This is a genomic window from Bradyrhizobium sp. Ash2021 (assembly GCF_031202265.1).
In the GTDB taxonomy this organism is placed as follows: Bacteria; Pseudomonadota; Alphaproteobacteria; order Rhizobiales; family Xanthobacteraceae; genus Bradyrhizobium.
The window spans coordinates 6,978,426-6,997,377 of record NZ_CP100604.1; the positions used below are offsets into that span (position 1 = coordinate 6,978,426).

General features: G+C 59.6%; 16 protein-coding genes. 9 read left to right on the plus strand and 7 right to left on the minus strand.

Annotation, left to right across the window (positions count from 1 at the left end):
- Positions 1-212: 212 nt before the first annotated feature.
- Positions 213-638 (minus strand): hypothetical protein, encoded by a 426-nt coding sequence (locus tag NL528_RS33690; RefSeq protein ID WP_309178671.1) that lies wholly within the window; start codon positions 636-638, stop codon positions 213-215.
- 398 nt (positions 639-1,036) lie between these two features.
- On the opposite strand from NL528_RS33690, the gene NL528_RS33695 reads away from it, so the two are divergent.
- The 5 genes from NL528_RS33695 (at position 1,037) to NL528_RS33715 (ending at position 6,616) form a co-directional block, all read left to right on the plus strand.
- A complete protein-coding gene (locus NL528_RS33695; protein ID WP_309178672.1) occupies positions 1,037-2,251 on the plus strand; it encodes a glycosyltransferase family 4 protein in 1,215 nt (404 codons plus the stop codon).
- Positions 2,251-3,243: an NAD-dependent epimerase/dehydratase family protein gene (locus NL528_RS33700; RefSeq protein WP_309178673.1), complete on the plus strand. Its 993-nt coding sequence runs from the start codon at positions 2,251-2,253 to the stop codon at positions 3,241-3,243. The genes NL528_RS33695 and NL528_RS33700 overlap by 1 nt, the downstream gene beginning before the upstream one ends.
- Positions 3,244-3,328: 85 nt before the next feature.
- Positions 3,329-4,156 carry an FkbM family methyltransferase gene (locus NL528_RS33705; RefSeq protein WP_309178674.1) on the plus strand — a complete coding sequence of 276 codons (828 nt, stop codon included), beginning with the start codon at positions 3,329-3,331 and terminating at the stop codon, positions 4,154-4,156.
- Positions 4,157-4,239: 83 nt separating this feature from the next.
- Positions 4,240-5,217 (plus strand): glycosyltransferase, encoded by a 978-nt coding sequence (locus NL528_RS33710; RefSeq protein WP_309178675.1) that lies wholly within the window; start codon positions 4,240-4,242, stop codon positions 5,215-5,217.
- A 64-nt stretch (positions 5,218-5,281) separates the two neighbouring features.
- A complete protein-coding gene (locus NL528_RS33715; RefSeq protein WP_309178676.1) occupies positions 5,282-6,616 on the plus strand; it encodes a family 16 glycosylhydrolase in 1,335 nt (444 codons plus the stop codon).
- 26 nt (positions 6,617-6,642) lie between these two features.
- On the opposite strand, the gene NL528_RS33720 is transcribed toward NL528_RS33715, so the two are convergent.
- From NL528_RS33720 to NL528_RS33740, 5 genes are all read right to left on the minus strand, one after another.
- Positions 6,643-7,524 (minus strand): polysaccharide pyruvyl transferase family protein, encoded by an 882-nt coding sequence (locus tag NL528_RS33720; protein ID WP_309178677.1) that lies wholly within the window; start codon positions 7,522-7,524, stop codon positions 6,643-6,645.
- A complete protein-coding gene (locus tag NL528_RS33725; RefSeq protein WP_309178678.1) occupies positions 7,521-8,333 on the minus strand; it encodes a glycosyltransferase in 813 nt (270 codons plus the stop codon). The genes NL528_RS33720 and NL528_RS33725 overlap by 4 nt, the downstream gene beginning before the upstream one ends.
- Positions 8,334-8,483: 150 nt before the next feature.
- A complete protein-coding gene (locus tag NL528_RS33730; RefSeq protein ID WP_309178679.1) occupies positions 8,484-9,989 on the minus strand; it encodes a lipopolysaccharide biosynthesis protein in 1,506 nt (501 codons plus the stop codon).
- A gap of 282 nt (positions 9,990-10,271) precedes the next feature.
- Positions 10,272-11,177 carry a beta-1,6-N-acetylglucosaminyltransferase gene (locus NL528_RS33735; protein ID WP_309178680.1) on the minus strand — a complete coding sequence of 302 codons (906 nt, stop codon included), beginning with the start codon at positions 11,175-11,177 and terminating at the stop codon, positions 10,272-10,274.
- Positions 11,178-11,520: 343 nt separating this feature from the next.
- The gene (locus NL528_RS33740) at positions 11,521-12,651 is read right to left on the minus strand and encodes an acyltransferase (RefSeq protein WP_309178681.1); all 1,131 of its coding nucleotides are present in this window, start codon (positions 12,649-12,651) and stop codon (positions 11,521-11,523) included.
- A 301-nt stretch (positions 12,652-12,952) separates the two neighbouring features.
- Between NL528_RS33740 and NL528_RS33745 the strand changes: the two genes are divergently transcribed.
- Positions 12,953-13,759, plus strand: a complete 807-nt coding sequence (locus tag NL528_RS33745) for a galactosyl transferase (protein ID WP_309178682.1) — start codon at positions 12,953-12,955, stop codon at positions 13,757-13,759.
- A gap of 73 nt (positions 13,760-13,832) precedes the next feature.
- On the opposite strand, the gene NL528_RS33750 is transcribed toward NL528_RS33745, so the two are convergent.
- Complete coding sequence (locus tag NL528_RS33750) at positions 13,833-15,191, minus strand: glycoside hydrolase family 16 protein (protein WP_309178683.1); 1,359 nt, start codon at positions 15,189-15,191, stop codon at positions 13,833-13,835.
- 302 nt (positions 15,192-15,493) lie between these two features.
- On the opposite strand from NL528_RS33750, the gene NL528_RS33755 reads away from it, so the two are divergent.
- From NL528_RS33755 to NL528_RS33765, 3 genes are all read left to right on the plus strand, one after another.
- Positions 15,494-16,291 carry a glycosyltransferase family 25 protein gene (locus NL528_RS33755; protein WP_309178684.1) on the plus strand — a complete coding sequence of 266 codons (798 nt, stop codon included), beginning with the start codon at positions 15,494-15,496 and terminating at the stop codon, positions 16,289-16,291.
- 69 nt (positions 16,292-16,360) lie between these two features.
- Positions 16,361-17,539, plus strand: coding sequence for a glycosyltransferase (locus NL528_RS33760; RefSeq protein WP_309178685.1), 1,179 nt, complete (start codon positions 16,361-16,363; stop codon positions 17,537-17,539).
- Positions 17,540-17,623: 84 nt separating this feature from the next.
- On the plus strand, positions 17,624-18,898 hold the full coding sequence (locus tag NL528_RS33765) for a hypothetical protein (RefSeq protein ID WP_309178686.1): 1,275 nt from the start codon (positions 17,624-17,626) through the stop codon (positions 18,896-18,898).
- Positions 18,899-18,952 lie beyond the last annotated feature (54 nt).

The following is an 18,952-nucleotide window of genomic DNA, read 5'->3' on the forward strand; positions in this document are numbered from 1 at the left end:
GACGATGACAGTGACATGATTTGCATTTGCGCTCCGCACGACTGCAGGAAAATGTCGCAACAAGGGGACGTCGCGAGATGTGGAACTCGGGAGATCGATTCGACGATTTGTTCGACGCCATTGAAGCCCCGTTCGCAATCGCGGGGACAATACGGCGCACGTTCAAGGACGTGTCATATGCAAATTTTTCCCGGACCTGACTAGGCCGGGGGTCAAGGTTTGTCCTGCGCAAGCTCATCGGTTGGATAGAAGCGCGCCTGACGCGCCTCGGAAAGAACCTGTCCGGTCGCCGATTTGACCTGCGCCGTCCATTGGTACACGGCAGGATTGCATGGGCCGAAAGTTCGGAATGTCCCGGACGGCAGAATGCCGTCCACCGGAATCGGCAATTCCTGCCCGCCCATTTCCCTTACACCTTGGGTCAGCGTAATTGACAGAATTCTGGCGCCTTCGGGAATGTTGCGAAGATGGAATTCCGGATTTGGGAACAGCGTGACGCAGCCCGTGGACCCGCGCCAGGAAAAATCCAGCGTCATCGGATCGGCAAAGGCCGCTTGGCACGCTGCGAGCCATCCGACCAGCGCGGCAGCAATGAACCTAGATGACATAGGGACCCCAAAAAATTGGATCTGCTCCAACGGCACACTGCGCGCGCAGTCGCTTCGTAGACCTGCCTATGTGGCCGCTTTGAGGCAAGAACGCATGCCTCGACGACTTTTGGGCACGTGCCAGTGGCGCTGCTTGGGTGTTGCTCGCCGCTCCCGCCACTTGGCACCGAATTTGAATTCACAATCGACACAAGAATTTCTTACTCGTCGAATAGAAGCCGCAACTATGAAGCAGTCCGCTGATGTCCAATATTCAAGCAGTGTGCCCGCAGGCACGCCAAACCATGCGGCGTTCGACAAGGTTCGAAATTGAAGATAATGCAGACCAAAGGCAAACAACTCCGATCCATCGACACATGGCTGGCGATCTCGCGTCGCGAGCATTCTCATAACGGCCACGTTTCGGTTGCGAGATTGGTGCGACTATCATGAAGATCTTCGTCCACGACTACGCGGGGCACCCGTTCCAGGTCGATCTCAGCCGCGAACTGGCCGTTCGCGGACATGAAGTCAGCCACGCGTATTTCCACGGCGACCTCGGCCCGAAGGGCAAGCTCGAGAGATCGTCCGTCGATCCCGATCGCCTGTCCTTTACCGGAGTGAAGCTGTCCCGCCCCTACGACAAAGCGTCCTTCGTGCGCCGCAGGTTCGACGATGTCGCCTACGGAAAGGCGGTTGCAAAACTGGTGCATTCGGACAAGCCGGACATCGTTATCTCCGGCAATACGCCGACGGAGGCGCAATCGGCCATCGTCAACGCGTGCAAGCGGACCGACTCGAAGTTCGTGTTCTGGGTCCAGGATTTCTACAGCGTCGCCGTATCGCAGCTGTTGCGCAAGAAGCTGGGGCCACCTGGCGCCATGATCGGAGCCTACTATCGGTTTCTTGAGCGGCGGCAGTTCCAGAGCTCCGATGCGGTCGTCGTCATCACGAACGCCTTCTCGCCTCTCGCTGCGAGATGGACCGGCACCGAAGCCAACGTCTTTGTGATCGAGAATTGGGGTGCGCTGAACGATATCGCGCCTTATCCGAAGGACAACGAGTGGGCACGCCGATACGGGCTGTACAACTCGTTCAACTTTCTCTATTCGGGCACGCTTGGGCTGAAGCACAATCCGGACCTCCTGGTACAGCTCGCCAGGGCGGTGAAGGGACGCGCCAACGTTGTGACCGTCAGCCAGGGCGTTGGTGTCGCACATCTCGAGCAAGCCAAGGCCGAGCTCGGGCTCGACAATCTCATCCTGCTGCCGCTGCAGCCTTTTGCGGATCTTCCCCTGGTGCTCGCCACCGCGGACGTCGCCGTTGCGACGATCGAACCGGAAGCGGGAATATTCTCGGTGCCTTCAAAGGTTCAATCCTATTTCTGCGCCGGACGTCCAGTCCTGCTTGCAGCACCCAGGGAGAATCTTGCTTCCGATCTCGTTCGCCGCAATGGCGCCGGATTGGTCGTTGATCCCGTCGATCAGCCGGCCTTTGTAAAGGCTGCCTTGCAGCTTCTCAATGACGAAACCTTGAGAGCAAATGCCGCGGCCAAGGCGAGGTCATTTGCGCTCGAAAATTACGACATCAAAGCGGTAACGGACCGATTCGAAACAGTATTTGACTATGCTATCGATGCGACAACTGCGAAAAGGAAAATCTAATGGCGACGAAGAACATACCCACCGCTCTTGTCTGCGGCGCAGGTGGTTTCATTGGTGGGCACCTCGTCAAGCGGCTAAGGCGTGAAGGCTTCTGGGTGCGTGGCGTCGACCTGAAATTTCCGCCATTCGCGGAGACCGAGGCCGATGATTTCGTGGTCGGCGATCTTCGTGATCAGAATTTTTGCCGACAGATCACCGACCGAAAGTTTGACGAGGTGTATCAGCTCGCCGCCGACATGGGCGGCGCCGGCTACATCTTCACTGGCGAACATGATGCCGACGTGATGCACAATTCGGCAACCATCAATCTCAACATGCTGGACGCCTGCCAGAAGCGGAACGTGCGTGGAATGTTCTATTCGTCGTCGGCCTGCATGTATCCGGAGCATAACCAGAAGGATCCCGACAATCCGAACTGCGCGGAAGATTCGGCCTATCCGGCGGCGCCCGACAGCGAATATGGCTGGGAGAAGCTGTTTTCGGAGAGATTGTATCTCGCCTACAACCGAAACTATGGAATGCGAAACCGCGTCGCGCGCTATCATAACATCTTCGGGCCCGAGGGCACCTGGGAAGGCGGCAAGGAGAAGGCGCCCGCTGCGGTCTGCCGCAAGGTTGCCCAGGCCTCCAATCATGGCGAGGTCGAGATTTGGGGCGACGGCACCCAGACGCGCTCGTTCCTCTATATCGATGAATGCCTGGAAGGCACGATCCGCCTGACGCGGTCGGACTTCGAAGGTCCCGTCAACGTCGGGTCGGAGGAGATGGTCACGATCAACCAGCTCGTCGATCTCGTCTCCGACATCGCCGGCAAGAAGGTGATCAAGAAGCACATCCCCGGTCCGCTCGGCGTGCGCGGCCGCAATTCGGACAACCGCCTGATCGGCCAGAAGCTTGGCTGGAAGCCGTCCGCGACACTCCGCTCCGGTCTCGAGAAGACCTATGAATGGATCGAACGGCAAGTTCGCAGCAATACCAGGGCGGCCGCTTAAGGCGGCGGCCCAAAGCCGGCCACGTTCACAAGACGATGGCCGGCACGATCATTTGGAGGCCTTGATGTAACAAGCAGGTGCTTCAATGGTTGCAGACTTGATCTACGACGTTGGACTGCACAAGGGCGAAGACACGGCGTTCTATCTCAAGAAGGGGTTCAGGGTTCTCGGGATCGAGGCCAACCCTGAGCTCGTCCAGCACTGCCAGGCGCGGTTTCGCAACGAAGTCGCGAGCGGGCAATTGCGGATCATCGAGGGAGCAATCGCGCCGGAGTCCGAGGGACCCACGATCACCTTCTACAAGAGTTCGGACTCCGTGCTGAGCACGATCAACAGGAACAGGGCCGAGCGCACCGAGAAATTGGGCCACAAGAGCGAATGCATCGTGCTGCCGCGCCTTGACGTTGTCGAAATCTATCGCTCCTGCGGCGTGCCATATTTCCTCAAGGTCGACGTCGAGGGAGCCGACCAGCTGGTATTGCAGGGACTGAAGCAGCAGCCTAACCGCCCTCAATATGTCTCGGTCGAGTCCGACAAGGTCGACTTTGACGAGGTTGAGGCGCAGCTCGGCCTGCTGCGCGAGCTTGGCTACCGGAAGTTCAAAGCCGTGCAACAGCAGCGAATTCCGGGATCGCGGGTTGAGACCAGGGCGCTTGACGGCTCAAAGGTCGCGCATGTCTTCGAAGGCGGCGCCTCCGGTCCGTTTGGCGAGGATCTCGGCGGTGATTGGCTGGACTTTGACGGCATCATCCGCCGCTACCGATCGATATTCCGCGACTATCGGTTCTTCGGCGACGACTCCTTGCTGGCCAAGTTTCCTGTTTTGGCCTTGCCGTTCAAGGCCGCCTATAAGCTCTTTACGGGCCAACGCGGCTCGCTGCCCGGATGGTACGATACCCATGCCAGCCTGTAGACAGCGCTCCGAGATCGCCGCCGCCGGGAGGAGAACACCGGCTGTCATTCTCCCCCGCCTTTTGACATGCGCAGGACCTGATTGTGGATGCTGATCCAACCACCGAGATCGAGGTATCGATCGTAATCTGCACGCGCAATCGTGCGAGCCGCCTGTCGGGAACGCTGGGCGCGCTGCGGGCGCTGAGCACCAGTCACGGCTACGAGGTGATCTGGGTGGACAATGCATCGACCGACGATACGGCGGCCGTGCTGCAGCGTGCGTTCGCCGACGACACGGTTTCGAGATACATTCTCGGCCGGCGAATAGGACTGGGCGCTGCCCGCAATCTTGGCTGGAAAAACGCGCGCGGCAGGATCGTCGCCTTCACGGATGACGACTGCTATCCTTCGCCCGACTATGTTGACGCCATCCTCGCGGCGTTTGCCGATCATCCCGGCGCAGGGGTGATCGGAGGCCGTATTCTGCTCTACAATCCGAACCACGCCAGGATCACGATCGAGGAAAGTGAAGCAACGCGCGTTTATCCAAAGCGGACCTTTGTCAGGGCTGGGACGCTGCAGGGCGCAAACCTCGCATTTCGGCGCGAGGCGCTGCAGGCCATCGGCGGCATCGATCCCGAGCTCGGCGCGGGCACGCGCTTCCCCTGCGAGGACATTGATGCGGTGACTGCGGTGCTATGGGCGGGATTCGATGCCTGCTTCGACCCCCGTCCGACCGTGCAGCACGACCATGGCCGCTCCGCAGCGGAGGTTCCGGCGTTGCTCCATTCCTATGATCGCGGCCGCGGCAGCTTCTATGCCAAGTACATCCTGCGGCCCGACACCCGCGCGACCTTCATCCTGCGCTGGCTCAGCTCGACCTGGCGCCGGCGCGACTGGCAAGGGCTTCGTACACTGCGGACCGAGCTGCGCACAGCGGCGCAATACGCGATCGCCAAACGCAGATTTGGAGCGCTTGCCCTCGCTGTCCCGCTGGGCCTCATTGCGCTCGCAGTGCAATCTGTCGTGTCATTTGGCTTCTCTTCCGGGCGTCACTTTCGGGAGACAAGGAGCCGGTGACAGCGTGGCGGGCAAATAGCCGTGAGCCGCTCGGGCCTGTTCGTTCTGGCGTAAGAAAGCCGAGATGACGCGAGCAACGCGACGAACACTGCTCAAGGGGTCGATCGGACTTGCAGTGACGACTGTCGGCCCGCTAACGCTCTTCGGCGCGCCGGCCGCGGCGGACGGCGCGCTGTCGATCGGCGACGCCACCATCGCCGTCGTGGATACGACGGTCGGACCCGCAGAGCTCTGGGCGGAAGTGCCCGTCAGGCTCAACGCGACCACCGCCTGCACGATCGTGCTGGAGTATGAAACGCTCAACGGAATCGGAACGATCGGGGTCTTGCCGGGCGAGGCGACGGCCGGCGCCGACTTCATCGTCGCCAAAGGTTTTCTGATCTTTCATCCCGGCGAGCAGGTCAAATTGGTGAAGATCCGCCTTGTGCGGCCGCTTGAAGCGGGCAAGTCAATCGTCTTCCGGATATCGGACTTTGGATATCCCCTTTTCGGTCTTGCGCGCGCCGGTGGTGAGGTGAGACTGGGCGACCGGCACTCGATCGCGACCTCCTATGTCAGTGACGAAGTGCTACTGCCACAGCTTCCTTCGCACGGCTCGGTGATATTCTCCGATCGACTGCTCGACCGCGATTTCGCCAGCGACGAGGGATTTACGGCCGGCGGCGTGCCATGCTGGCAAAGCCGTCTTGCCAGCGGACGCCGTCAGGATGGCAACAAGGAATTGGGCTACTATGCCGACCCCTCGCTCAATCCGGAAACGATGGTGTGGGGAATAGACGCGGCAACAGGTTGCCGCTTCATTCAGGCCGAGTACCACCAGGACGGGCTGTCGGATGGGCAAGGCGGCAAACTGGTGCCGGGCTGGCAGAAGGAGACGTCGTTCAAATTTTCCGCTGCGATGGTGACATCACGTACCTTGTTCAACCGCATTACGCTCGACAGTTACGTTGAGTTCAATGTCAGGCTGACGAAAATTCCAGGCAGCTGGCCAGCGCTGTGGCTGTTACCCGTCAGCCCCGGCTGGCCGCCGGAAATCGATGTCCTCGAGGCCTACATCATCACATCGCCGCGGTATCGGGACGACGTCATATTCTCCAGCATTCACTGGCAGGGCGAGAAGGGACCCGACGCCCGCGGCGCGGCGATGCCTCTCAGCCTGGTTGAAAAAGGCGTCGACCTTTTTTCCCGGTTCAACCGCTTCGGCTGCCACGTCGGTAGGCAGCAGATCGTCTACTACCTCAACGACAAGCCTTATTGCGCCATGCCGAACCTGGTCGGCGCCGGGCCGTGGTACATGCTGATGGACGTTGCCGTCGGCGGTCCGGCGGGCGAGCCGGGCGATCCCGGCGCTTTTCCCGCCAGAATGTACATCGCCGGCGTCAAAGTCATCCAGTTCTGAGATTCTCGAGACGCGGCGCGTCTCGTTCAACGATGAAAATCCCGCCGGATCTGATCGGCTGCTTCCTCGAGCTTCGCGACGGCCTTTGCGAGTGCAACATCTGAACTGAGCACGGGCTCCATTTCGCTCAGCCGCCGCAGTCCGCGCGCGGCGATATAGGGCAGCGCGTTATTGGCCGCTCCGACGGTCAGTTGAACCAGCCTGTTGTTGCTGGACATCCAGTTGCCATCTCTGCCCGTCCTCGAAACCCAGAGGTCGTGCAATGTCGCAGGAAAGGTGGCGTAGGGCTTGAGATCGATCTCGAGAGCGCCGGCCCAATCCGACCATTTGAATCGATGAGATCGGTGGAACGGAAGAACCGGCACCCACGGCACCCGCAGCGCATCCGCGACAATGGCGCCGTGCATCGCCTCGGTAATGACCGTGTGCGAGGCCTGGATCATTTCGAGGACCCGATCAACCGGCCAACGTGGATCGATCAGCTCGACGTCGGCCAATTCACAGGCCTTGGGCCAGTTGCCATTCAAGAGGCTCTGCCAATGCGGAATGTAACTGACCTTGAAGCGTTTCGGGACTTCTTTCCTCAAGTGACGATTGACCAGCACGGCCGCATCGGCCGCGACCAGGCGCGCGTCCAGTCCCAACGCTTCCGCGGTGAGCGGCCCACGCACGCAATAGAACCTCCAACGGTCGTCGAGCCGGGGAGCCGCGGTGTACTGCCCAAATCCCGACCCAAAGACCACTTTCAGCGCCCGTTGCGGATGATGGTCGAAGAGCACTGAGCCAATCGCAAGAAACAGGGTCAGATCGTCTTCATCAAAGAAGTGCGGGAAAACTTTCGGCATGAGCACATTGTTCAGATCGTCACCGAAGTTGGGTGCGGCGCTCCGATAGTAGTAGAGTTTCATGATCGCGCCTGACGCAGCATGGTCGAGTAATATTGCACCGCGCCCCCGAACAGCGGGCCCACGGCGGCACGCTTCCTGATCTGTCTGCGGATGTCCCGCGCGATCTCGACGACAGTCGCAGGCGCGTGCGCGGTCAAAAGGTGCTTGGCGTAGACGGCGCCCGCGCCGATGTCGTAGTAGTGCCCGCGAACGAACGCCTCGTTGTCAAAACGGCCATGATCATGGGCCACGCTTGGCTCCGGGAAATACCCGCCCGTCCAGCCGGCATATGACGCCCTGACGGCGACTTCCCATTCCTCGCCGGCAAACGGAGTGCCGGCGCCAAAGCGGTCATCAAACATGCCGGCATCGATCAAGCACCGGCGCCTGAACGCCATGTTGGAGCCTTGGACAAACCCTCGCTGGACGAAGGTGGACGAGGCAAGAATTTGTGTCGTGGTGCTGGTATTGCAACCAAGCGGCGACTGCCGTGCGTCGTACGGCAGGATCCTTCCGGAGCCAAAGCCCAGCCCGGGATCTTGCGCGAATACCGTTTTCCAGGCGGATGCAAAATCCCGGTCTGGATAACAATCGTCGTCGATGAACAGGATGATTTCGCCGGAAGACGCCGCGATCCCGGTATTTCGACCGGCCGAATTACCCGGCTTCGTTTCCTGCATGGCACGCCACAGATTTGGGTTGGCCCGGCAGAACTCCTGCATGGCGGTGAAGGTGCCATCCGTCGAGCCGTTGTCGACCAGCACAACCTCGATGGCATCCGCGCCGCCCATCGCGCGAATATGATCCAGGCATTTTTCGACGGTCCTCATTCCGTTTCGGGAACACAGGACCAACGTTAGCGCAACTTCGTGCATTCTACTTGCTCGGGCCTTCATCAGGTTCGAGAACCGACGGACACATGATGCAATGGACGTCGGATGACATTAAGGTGATTGCGTCAGGGGACGCAACCAAACTGTTCAACCAGGCTTCGACACAACTCTGCGCTGGCCCGGCGGCTGGAACCTGATCGACCCCGCGAGCAGCTTCGCGACGTCCATCGTCTGCTCCCTGGCGATCACCAGCATCGCCCCGAGATACGACACCGCTCCAACCGCAACGTTGATACCTAGCGCAATCACGGGCGGAAGCTCCGGAAGAAGGTGCCTGATGGCGACGATGCAGACGACCATGACAATGCAGGAGCCGACCGGGCCGACGAAGACCTGCAAATACTCCGACACCGGTTCCGCCAAGAGCCGAGACGTCTTTATCACCGCAAACGGCCATCTGGCGATGGTCGCGATCAGAACGGCCGCCAGCAGCGCGGTCACGCCGAATCTCGACATCAGCAGCAAGATCGCCAATGTGACTATTCCTGCGGCAAGTTGGTAATAAAACCACCAATGAGCATGACCGCGGCTGTTGATGAGGCTTCCCTGAATCACGCCGATGCAGGCCATCGTGCCAAGGCCACAATACAGCCGGATGGGCTCAACCGTATCGACCCAGCGCGATCCGAATATGACAGGGACCGCAAGGTCCGCCACCATTGCAAACCCGATGAAGACCGGAAACGATAACGCCGACGAAAGAAACGTCGCCAGCAAATAGCCTTTCTTGACTCGATCCACATTCTCCTGAATGGCCGAGAACATCGGATGAGCTACCGCGCCAATCGGCGTCGCCAGGACGTTGAGGATCATCTGGAACAGGTTCCGCGAAAAAGCATAGATGCCCGCTTGATGCGGTCCCAGGAAAAGTCCCACGATCGCGGGATCCGCCTGGGTTGTCAGGGCCTGCATGGCCCGAGTGCCCGATGAAAACGCGCCATAGCGTGCGAGCGATGTGAGCGCGTCCAGGCTGATCCGCAATTTCGGCCGCCACCCTGCTCCCCACATGGCGGCCACGGCCGCGGTGACCGATGACGACAGTTGCGCGATGAGGAGAGCCCAAACCCCATAGCCGGCGACGAGAAGGAGCACCGTCAGCGCCGCCGATACCACCGTGGCGAGCAATGTCCGGCCGGCGATCAACTTAAAGGACATTCTTCGCGTGATGATGGCCTGCGGAACTATGCCGGCGGCGTCTGCGAACAGCCTGAGCCCGGCGACGGGCAGCAACACGGCGATCCATTCGGAGCCGAGCATTCGGCTGAACAATCCACTGCAGACGGCGAGCAAGGCGTACGCGACGAGCGCGCAGATCGATGCCACCCAGAACGTCGAGTCGAGATGGATGTCGTCCACGGACGACCTCTGAACGATCGCCTCCGCGAAACCGGTCGGCAACAGCACTGCGAGCAGCGCCACCAGACTGCCGGCAAGGGCCACGACACCGAACTCGGCCGGACCGAGGTAGCGCGAGGTCACCAGGAAAACGAGAAAGCCGACGAGCGACGGTATGATCGAGTTGACGCCCGACCAAAACACGCCCCTGATCGCGCGAACAGCGTGTGTAGGGTTGCCGGGTTCATTGTCTACCATTTGCAGATTTCTTCCCGGATCGTCATGTTCCCGGCGCCATAGCGGGCAGTCATCTCAATGCATGGAACCACGCGATACATCCACTGCCAACCAACCGGACCAACAATTGGCACGCTATCACAGTCGCAGATGAAGAGGCACGCCTGCACTTCGCTACTCCGGTCCGGAACAAGTTTCTGCGTTTCAACCAGCGCCGAAATGCGACCAAATTGTAGCCGAAGACACCAGACGCGACATGATCTCTAAGATCATAACCGCCGCAGGCAATGCGACAGCAGCGCGTCATCTGCCGGAATTCCGCTGCTGGATCATGACCGCAAGCCGGTCCGCGATGGCGGTGTCCGTGACCTTGCGGCAAAACAACAATTCGCCGGAGCCGTAGATGCCATCTATCTTCATGCGCGGATTGGCGCGAAACATCGCGATGTGGCGCTCGCCGATCTCCGCCGGGTTTGCCCCGCCCCCGCTCCAATCCGAATAGGTGACACTGCGCCGCATGTTTGAACGAAACGGCGAGTTCGCAAGGATGGTCTGGAACACCATTTCATCCGGGATATGGGTGTTCTCATAAAATTTCATGATCCTCGGATTGTCGGCTGCGAATTTCTGGATGTAGATACAAGCATCGCGCGTCAGCGCCCACCATTGGTTGCCGGCGTGAGGGACCAGTTCGCCGAAATACTTCTTGTAGTCGCGCGCGTTTGGCATCAGGCCCAGTGCGCCAAGCAGCCGGCGGCTCTTACCGATGCACCAACCAAGCGGCCCAGGACGGCCCTTGTAGATCGTCAGGCGAGACAGGGGTTTCGCGGCGGCCGTGGAGGGCATCGCCACCGAATCGATGAATTCACTTCCCTGGTTCTCACGGAAGAAATTTTCGATTTCAGTCGCCGAACGCAGCGGATAGTCCGCGCCGCTGATCAAAACCAGATAATCGTAGCGGCGGGGCGCCGCCAACGCCTCCTCCATGAGCACAAACGCCGCCCTGATCAGCGAATAGTCGCCCCAACAGACCGGAATTCGTCTCGCCGTGAAATGGGCATCGGAACCGGTCGCCCGCAGGAACGGAGCAATGTCCGCCTGGGCATCGATATGCACGAACATGTCCGCAGCCGGAGACTGCAGCTGATGGATCAGCCGAGAAAGCAGCTCCGGATGCCTGTGGGCGAGAACGAGATAGGCAACAATCATCTTCTGGTCGTCCCGGTATAGCCACACTATCACTGATGAGCGCTGGATTCAGTAACGAAGTCACAATGTTGGTGCCCGGAAATCGTTATGAGAGTTGCCGGTTCCGACAACTTGGTCACGCAATAGACAGCTAGCGGCTCAAAGACCACTCACGCTTTAGGACAGCGCACTGCTTAACGCCCCGAGGCCCAAGGGGATCCCGCAGCCCCGCGGCCTGAGGGCCGCTTGATTGCAGAGCGCCGCTGCGCCACGCGCATGCATGACCTGGTCGGTCGGTTGAAAGGCGGGACGCAGACTCCGTGCAAGTTTGCTCAAGGAGTAGACATGAGCGCTCGCGTATTGATCACTCGGCGGCGGGGCCCACGGCGACAGACGAACCGGTCTCCCTCAATCGCTGGCCTGCAACTCCGCGCTTGGCCGCGAAGGTCGCAAGGAATTGCGAGCGCAGCCAGCGCGTCATTGGACGCTCGATCTTGAAGTAGACGAAAAATCCAACCAGCAACGAGGCTGTTGCGGCGAGAATCGCGAACAACGCAAACTGCAGAGCGCCTTCCAATGGCAGCCGAAGAAAGACCCGGCGAAACACGAAAAGCGTCAACGCGTGCGTCAGATAGATCGAATAGCTCGCATCCCCAAGCAACCGCAGCGAGCGAATTTCGGGAATCTTGAATGATCGCTCGGTGGCGACCGCGCCGATCATGATCAACGCCGCGCACAATCCATTTTGCAGAAACAGGTTCGGAAAGCGCAGAACATGTGCCGCGAACAACGCCAAAACGCCTGCCGGCAAAAGCAGCCAGACGTTGGGAATATTCCCGTTCAGGAACAACCATCCCAACACGATGCCTGCGGCAAATTCCAGCATCAGGGGATGCGTATACATCAATAGCGGGTGCGTATAGGTGTGAAAGATCGATTCATCGGTGGAGACAAGCTGTCCGAGCACAACGAGCAGGGGAATCAGACAAAGCGAGACTAGGAGCGGTTTGCGAAAGAAAAGGCCAATCGCAAAGATCAGGTAGAAGAACATTTCGAAATACAGGGTCCAGGCCGGGTTCAACACCGGCCAGATCGTGCCTGCAAAAATCGAGCTGTGGTGGGGAATGAACAGCGCGGAAAGTATCACGTCGTTCAGGAGCGTGATGCCGGGCTTGGCTGCACCGGACAGCAGAAGGAGGCTGGCCGCGCAGAGCGTCAGGATCCAGTACAGCGGCGCGACCCGAATGAGCCGCAATCCGACAAAAACTGCAGGCGCCTCGACCCGTGACGAAACATACATCACCACGCCACTGATGATGAAAAAGATATCGACCCCGGCCTCGCCCATGTCGAACGTTTGGAGCGGGTTGTACAGATTCGGCCAGGGATTTCTGATGTGGTGCAGGACCACCATCACGGACGCGATGCCGCGCAGGTACTGGATGGTCAAGAGCTGCGTAGCTGTTTTTTGATCCGGCGCGGTTCCAGGAGTCATCTGTTGTCACATTCAAGAAGAGAGAAAGCGCGCTGAACCCGTCAGCAAATAACCGGATAGGTCCGAAACAGGCCGGAGATCGTCACGGTTGCACAACGATCCGTCGCAAGGGCAAGTGGAACTCCGCTTCATAGCTTTGCCACAAACTTTTCGCTGAGAGTTCATGCCGCCACGATGAACAATCCGAGCGGCAGCCGTGACTTGGTGCTATGCATCTGGCGGGCCAATCGCGCATCTGTCTTGCGGGAGCCATCGCGCTATGCGCAGCATCAAAGCCCACGACGTCCATGCGAGGCAATTCATGTTGACCTTCATCATACCGGTTCGCCATCCGGCAAATTCCAAGAACTGGGACGCCCTCAAGGCGCGGCTTGCGCAAACCATAACATCGATCTCGGGTCAGAATAGTGACCGTTGGCAAGCCATCATTGTGGCGAATAGCGGTGCGGACTTGCCCGCCCTGCCGAAAGGTTTTTCGGTTGAACGTGTCGATTTTGCGCCGAACCCGAAGCACGAACGCAATGCCGCAGACGACGTCGAGGATTTCCGGGACTTCTTCCGCATCGATAAGGGACGCCGCGTGCGCGCAGGAATGCTGGCGGCACGGAACACCAACTTTTTCATGATCGTCGATGACGACGATTTTGTTAGTTCCAGGCTCGCCGACTACGTCGCCAGGCATCCCGACGAAAATGGATGGTACATCGACCGCGGCTACATGTGGAGTGAAGGCAACCTGCTGCTCGGTGCCATCTCAAAGTTCTTCATGCTTTGCGGCACGTCCCACATTATCAATGCCCGGCTTTACGATCTGGAGAGGCTCAGGAGAATCGATGCAGACGACTACATGAAGCGCATGCTTGGCAGCCATATAGCCGTCGCTCAGGAACTGGCCGCAGCGGGAGCTCCGCTGAAGGCCCTCCCATTCTTCGGCGCGATCTACCGCGTCGGACATCCGGGGGCCCACAGCAACTCGACCGGGCTGATGGCAACTTTCTTCAAGAAAGCGACGCTCGCCAATCCGCTTCGTTTCATCAAGACCGCACTTTCGCTGAGACTCATTACGCCGAAGCTGCGACGTGAGTTTTTCGGAGCAGATCCCGCATAGTGAACCTGCCATGCCACCGAAATATCGGTTCGCCTGGATAAGAGCGCGATCAACCCCGCCGCGCCGGGCTGCCTCAATGCGACTGCGCCTGCACGTCCAGATAAAGTAGCTTGCACACCGTGGCTTTGGCCGGCTGAACGACATCCGTACTGCACGTCACCGGACTGGGCAGCACCTGCCTTGCTCCGCTGCCGTTGGGCACGTCAGCGGTCAGCCTGCCGAACAGAATGTAATTTCCCGGACGCTGCACGGCAGGCAGGGAGGCCACGGCGACGGTGGAGCCATCGGCTCGCTTCTTGCCGGCCTCGACCTGCAGCTTGGTATTGGCGGACCCCACAATGGCGCCCGTCGCCTTGTCGTAAACGGTCAGCTGAAGCGTCCGATCGGACGGATAGTCTTCCGGGATTTTGAGCGGAATTTCGACGTCAAGCTTGTCGCTGGTGCTTAACGCGAGGACGCCTGCGTTGGGCCGCTTGCCCGCCACCACCTTGCTGACGCCCAGGAATGCCGGCTTCGCCATGTCGTTGAGCGGCGCGGAATAGCCAAATTGCTTTGGATCCGGCGTCAATTCGCTCGGGCCGCACTGCCGGCCGCCGCGTTCGGAGGTCGTGTACTGACAAACGCGGAGATAGTCGATCTTGAAGGTCTGCGGAAACGCGGCTTCATCAATGCCATGGCGGCCTGCCCATTTGCTGCCGCCGACGGCGAAGTTGAGGTCGACATGCGCCGGCGGACCGAGCTTTCCGTCGCTGCGCAGCCACTGGTAATTGCGCGTGTACATCAGCTTGCCATCCCAGAACAGCGAAATCTTGTCGGGCGCCCACACGAAGCCAACAGTGTGCCAGCCCTGATTGAGGTCCTCGCTTCCATACATGTTCTGGAACTTGAGCTCGAAGGAGCGATCGACATAGGTGTATTGCTGGGCACTCCAGGGGCCCACCACATTCGAATGCAGCGAGTTCGCCTTGTCCTCAACGCCGTTGATGACAAACTCGAAGATGTCGATCTCCGGCGGATGCCAGGTCTTGCCGTCGATATCGTAGTCGGCCTCGAGCCAGAACGCCGGCCAGACTCCCTTTGCGTTGGGCAGGAACACGCGCGCTTCGTAATATCCGTAATAGAATGTTCGATGGCTGCGGATCATCGCGGATTCGTACAGACTGACCGATCCGGGCATCTTCTTTGCGATCAGGTTGAGCACGCCGTCCGCCACGACGTGGCCGTCGCGGTAGCGCTGATTCTCGTCGTTGAAATGATCCATCGTTTCGTTCTGGTAGAGATAACGCGTCGCCCACTTGGTTCGATCGAGCTTGTCGCCGTTGAACTCGTCAGAAAACACCAGTTCCCATCCCGCCGACCGCGCGGACGTCGAAGCGGCCGTGAGAATCGTCAGTGTCAGGAGAACACGTTTGCAAATCTTCGTGAGGATCATTCAGCGAGCCTTCTGAGCGTGTGTAGTTTGGATGACAGGGACTACTGACGTCACCAACAAGTCTCGGTCAAGTTGACAGCCTCGCATCGGTAGGACAGGTTGGCCCCGCACTCTAGGGATTTCCCGACGATCGGCCATTCACGTTGACGAAATGGACGAGGACGAGGAATTGGCGTCGGATAAAACACATCAAGCTTGGCGATGATGTGGTCGGGCTGCCGAATTTGTGTCCGGAGAATGACGATATTTACGGCAGCGCCCCTCGCCATGTGCAAGCGGCAAATCAAAATGTGAGAGAGTTCGTGGCAACCGACGCTACAATACCTGCCTTCGTCATCAATCTTGATCGAGACGTTGCGCGATGGCAGGACATTTCGAGTGCGCTGACGCGGCTCGGAGTCCCCTATGAAAGAATTCCCGCAATCGACGCCAAGAAACGGATGACGCTTATTCGTCGGGTGATCCGCCGCGAATTCCATTTCGCTCCCGCCAATCGCCCGATGAAGGCAGGGGAAATCGGCTGCTATCTGTCGCACATTGCCGCGCTGAAGCGCATCGTGCGGCAAAACCTGCCGATGGCGGTCATCTTCGAGGACGACGCCGCGTTCGGCGAACGTTTTCAGAACTTCTACCGGCGCGATCTGCCGCACTTCCTGACGAATACCGATATCGTGAAATTCGAAGGCATTCACTATGCGCACACGTCCAGGTCGGGCATCTCGCTCGTCAAGGGCGAAACAGCCCAGCTCGTCGTTCCCCTGAAGCCTGCGCTGGGATCCGCTGCCTATGCCGTCACCCGAAAGGGCGCAATGGAACTCATAAGGGCGCTATCGGTCGCCGACCGGCCACTTGACCACAAGCTCGTCTATTACGATCGGCACGGGATTGATTTCGCAGAGACCCAACCGTTTCTCGTTAGTCAGGCAGTCTATGAAAGCAGCATCGAGTTGCGCAACCTCGATGCCCCCCCGTTGCAGCCCGCGGAGCGGTTTCGTCAGGGGCTTGCCTCCATCGGTCGCGGCGCGAAGCGGATCGCCTACGTTGCAAAGCTCCTGGTCAAGCGACGTTTGCTTGGAACGAAATCTCCAACCGTCGCCTGATCCCAGGTCGCCGATGCGCACTTTCGGCGTCGGCATTCTGTTCTGAGCTTTCTCTTTCGAGATCGAGCGATGAAGAAGATTCTCTGGATCGCCGGCCGCGTCCCCTCGCCGCTCTTTAGCGGCGACGCGCTCTATTCCGCGGGAATGCTCACGGCGCTGTCAAGAACCGAACGGGCTACCGTAACGGTCATCGGCACGCGACGCGAGAACCGGCCGATCGAGGACCGCCTGCTCCGCTTGCCGCGCACGGCCTTCACGGAGGCGCCATGGCCACGGCGGTTCGGACTCCTGAGTCTGCTTACATCGTTGCCACGAGATGCCTACAGTCTTGCCTCGCCTTCGATCGGGACGGCCCTGGCCGAACTGCTGGATCAACACTGGGACTGGATCGTGTTCGATCACGCGCGCTCCGCTGCGTTCCTGCCGACGGTATTGCAGCAACGGAAGCGGGCCTCGATCTGCTACGTGGCGCATAATGCCGAGGGAAAGATCAGGCCCGAAATCGCGAAAGACTTCGCCAACCCGTTGCGCCGGTCTATCATGCGCTGGGATGCCGAAAAGTACCGGCGACTGGAGCGACGCATCGTCGACGCCGCAGACAGCATTCTCTGCATCACCGAGGCGGACGCGACCTACTTTGCGCCGTCCGGCAAGACCACCTTCGTGGTACCGCCGATCTATCTCGGAACGATCGCGCCGAGCGATCGCATCGAGCCGGCCCGGCCGAGGTCCATCCTGCTGCTCGGCTCGTTCGAATGGGTCGCAAAGCAGCGCAATCTCGAGCACATCGTCGGCACGCTGCTTCCGGCTTTGAAGAGCAAGAACGTCACCCTCGACGTCGTCGGAAACGTTCCGGAGGACATCAAGGCCCGCTATGCCCATGAACGACCGCATCTGGTGTTCCATGGCCCGGTTGCCGATCTCGCGGGCGTGCTTGCGAAGTCGCGCGGCGGACTGGTTGCGGAGACGCTCGGCGGGGGTTTCAAGCTGAAACTGTTGGATTACGCCTTCGCGAGGCTTCCCGTATTCGGACTTCGAATGGCGGTCGATGGCACCACGGCCGATGAGCAGTCGGCGATGTATCTCGCCGACACCATGGAAGGCCTTGCAAATGCCATCATCGACGGCATCGACGACCTCCCCGCCCTTAACCGCAACCAGACCAGGCTGTTTGAACTGATGTCAGACCGCTTCGGGCTCGAGCAGGGAACCGAGCGCCTTCGTGATATCCTGTTTCGGAAGGACTGACATCTTGATTGGAACCGCACATCGATCGATTCCAGCTGATCAATTGTGCTAGCGTGATCGTGATCCACCTAGGTCAAGGCCGCAATGACTCTTGAGTTTCAGGTTCCCCTGGCGGCGCCGGTAGGGACCGCGCACCCGCAATCACCGTCGTCGGAAACCGAACTCAGCAAGTCGGGGAGATTTGCCATATGGGCATCGATCATCTCCGTCCTGTTTCTGTCGCAGATTGCCTACAACATCAACGCCTTCCCGGCATCGACCGATCTCATCTGCTATGCGGCCGTGACGGCGTTTCTGTTGGCCAGCGGTTTCGCTTCGATTGGGTTCCCGTCTCTGGCCCTGTTCATCGTCGCATTGGTGCTGGCCTGTTTCGGGACATTGACCGCGACATCGTCGACGTCGTGGACGTCGCTGCTGCTGCTATTCGTTCTCTATGCTCCGTTCGCCATTCGGCTGAAGGAAGAGCCCGAGGCGGTCCACCAATACATCCTGTCCGCCTATGTTTCGGCTGCAACCATCATCGCCGCCATTGCGGTCGTGCAGATCGTGCTGGTCAACGCCACCAAGTCGTCGCTTCTGACCAACATCTACTTCAACCTGCCCGAAGCCATTCGCGGAGCCGGGAACTACACCTTCGTTCGCGAGGGCGGCGGAATCATCAAGGCAAACGGTTTTTTCCTCCGCGAGTCGGCGGATCTTTCGATCATCGTCGCCCTGGCCCTCGTCATCGAGTTCGGGTCGCGGGCGCGGCTGCGCATCATGGGCATCCTCGCGGCCGGATTGATTTGCTCGCTTTCGGGCTCCGGCCTGCTCGCGATCACCGCCGGATTGTTGCTGCCGAGATCACTCGTTCGCATTCCGCTATTCTTCGTCTATCTCGTCGGCCTGATCCTGGCGCTCTACCTGCTTTACAGTCTGGATATTCCGGGCCTGGACCTGTGGTTCGACCGCCTCTCCGAGTTTCAAACGCCGAATACCAGCGCTTATGCGCGCTTCGTCGCGCCGATGGAAATGATCGGACACAGCTTCGACGTCGGCCCCCTCACGACCTGGTTTGGCAACGGCGCAGGCAGCTATCTGAGGGACGTCAAGCTGTACCGCATGAACTATGAGGTCAACGACCCGACCTGGGCAAAGCTGATCTATGAGTACGGCCTGCTCGGATTTGGCCTGATCTTCGCCATTCTGCTGCAAAGATTGTATTCGAGCCGGCTGCGCGTGGAGATATGCAACTATCTGCTGTTCAGCTGGATCAGCGTCGGAGTCGTGCTGAAACCAAGCTTCGCGCTCACCGTCTGGTTGCTGACACTGGTCGGAAAGCCGGCGCACCGGCGAAATCAGCGCGCAAGGCCGCGATAATCCATCTCCGCGCCGTGCGAAGTGGATCGAGCGCGCTCTTCGCACAACTTCCGC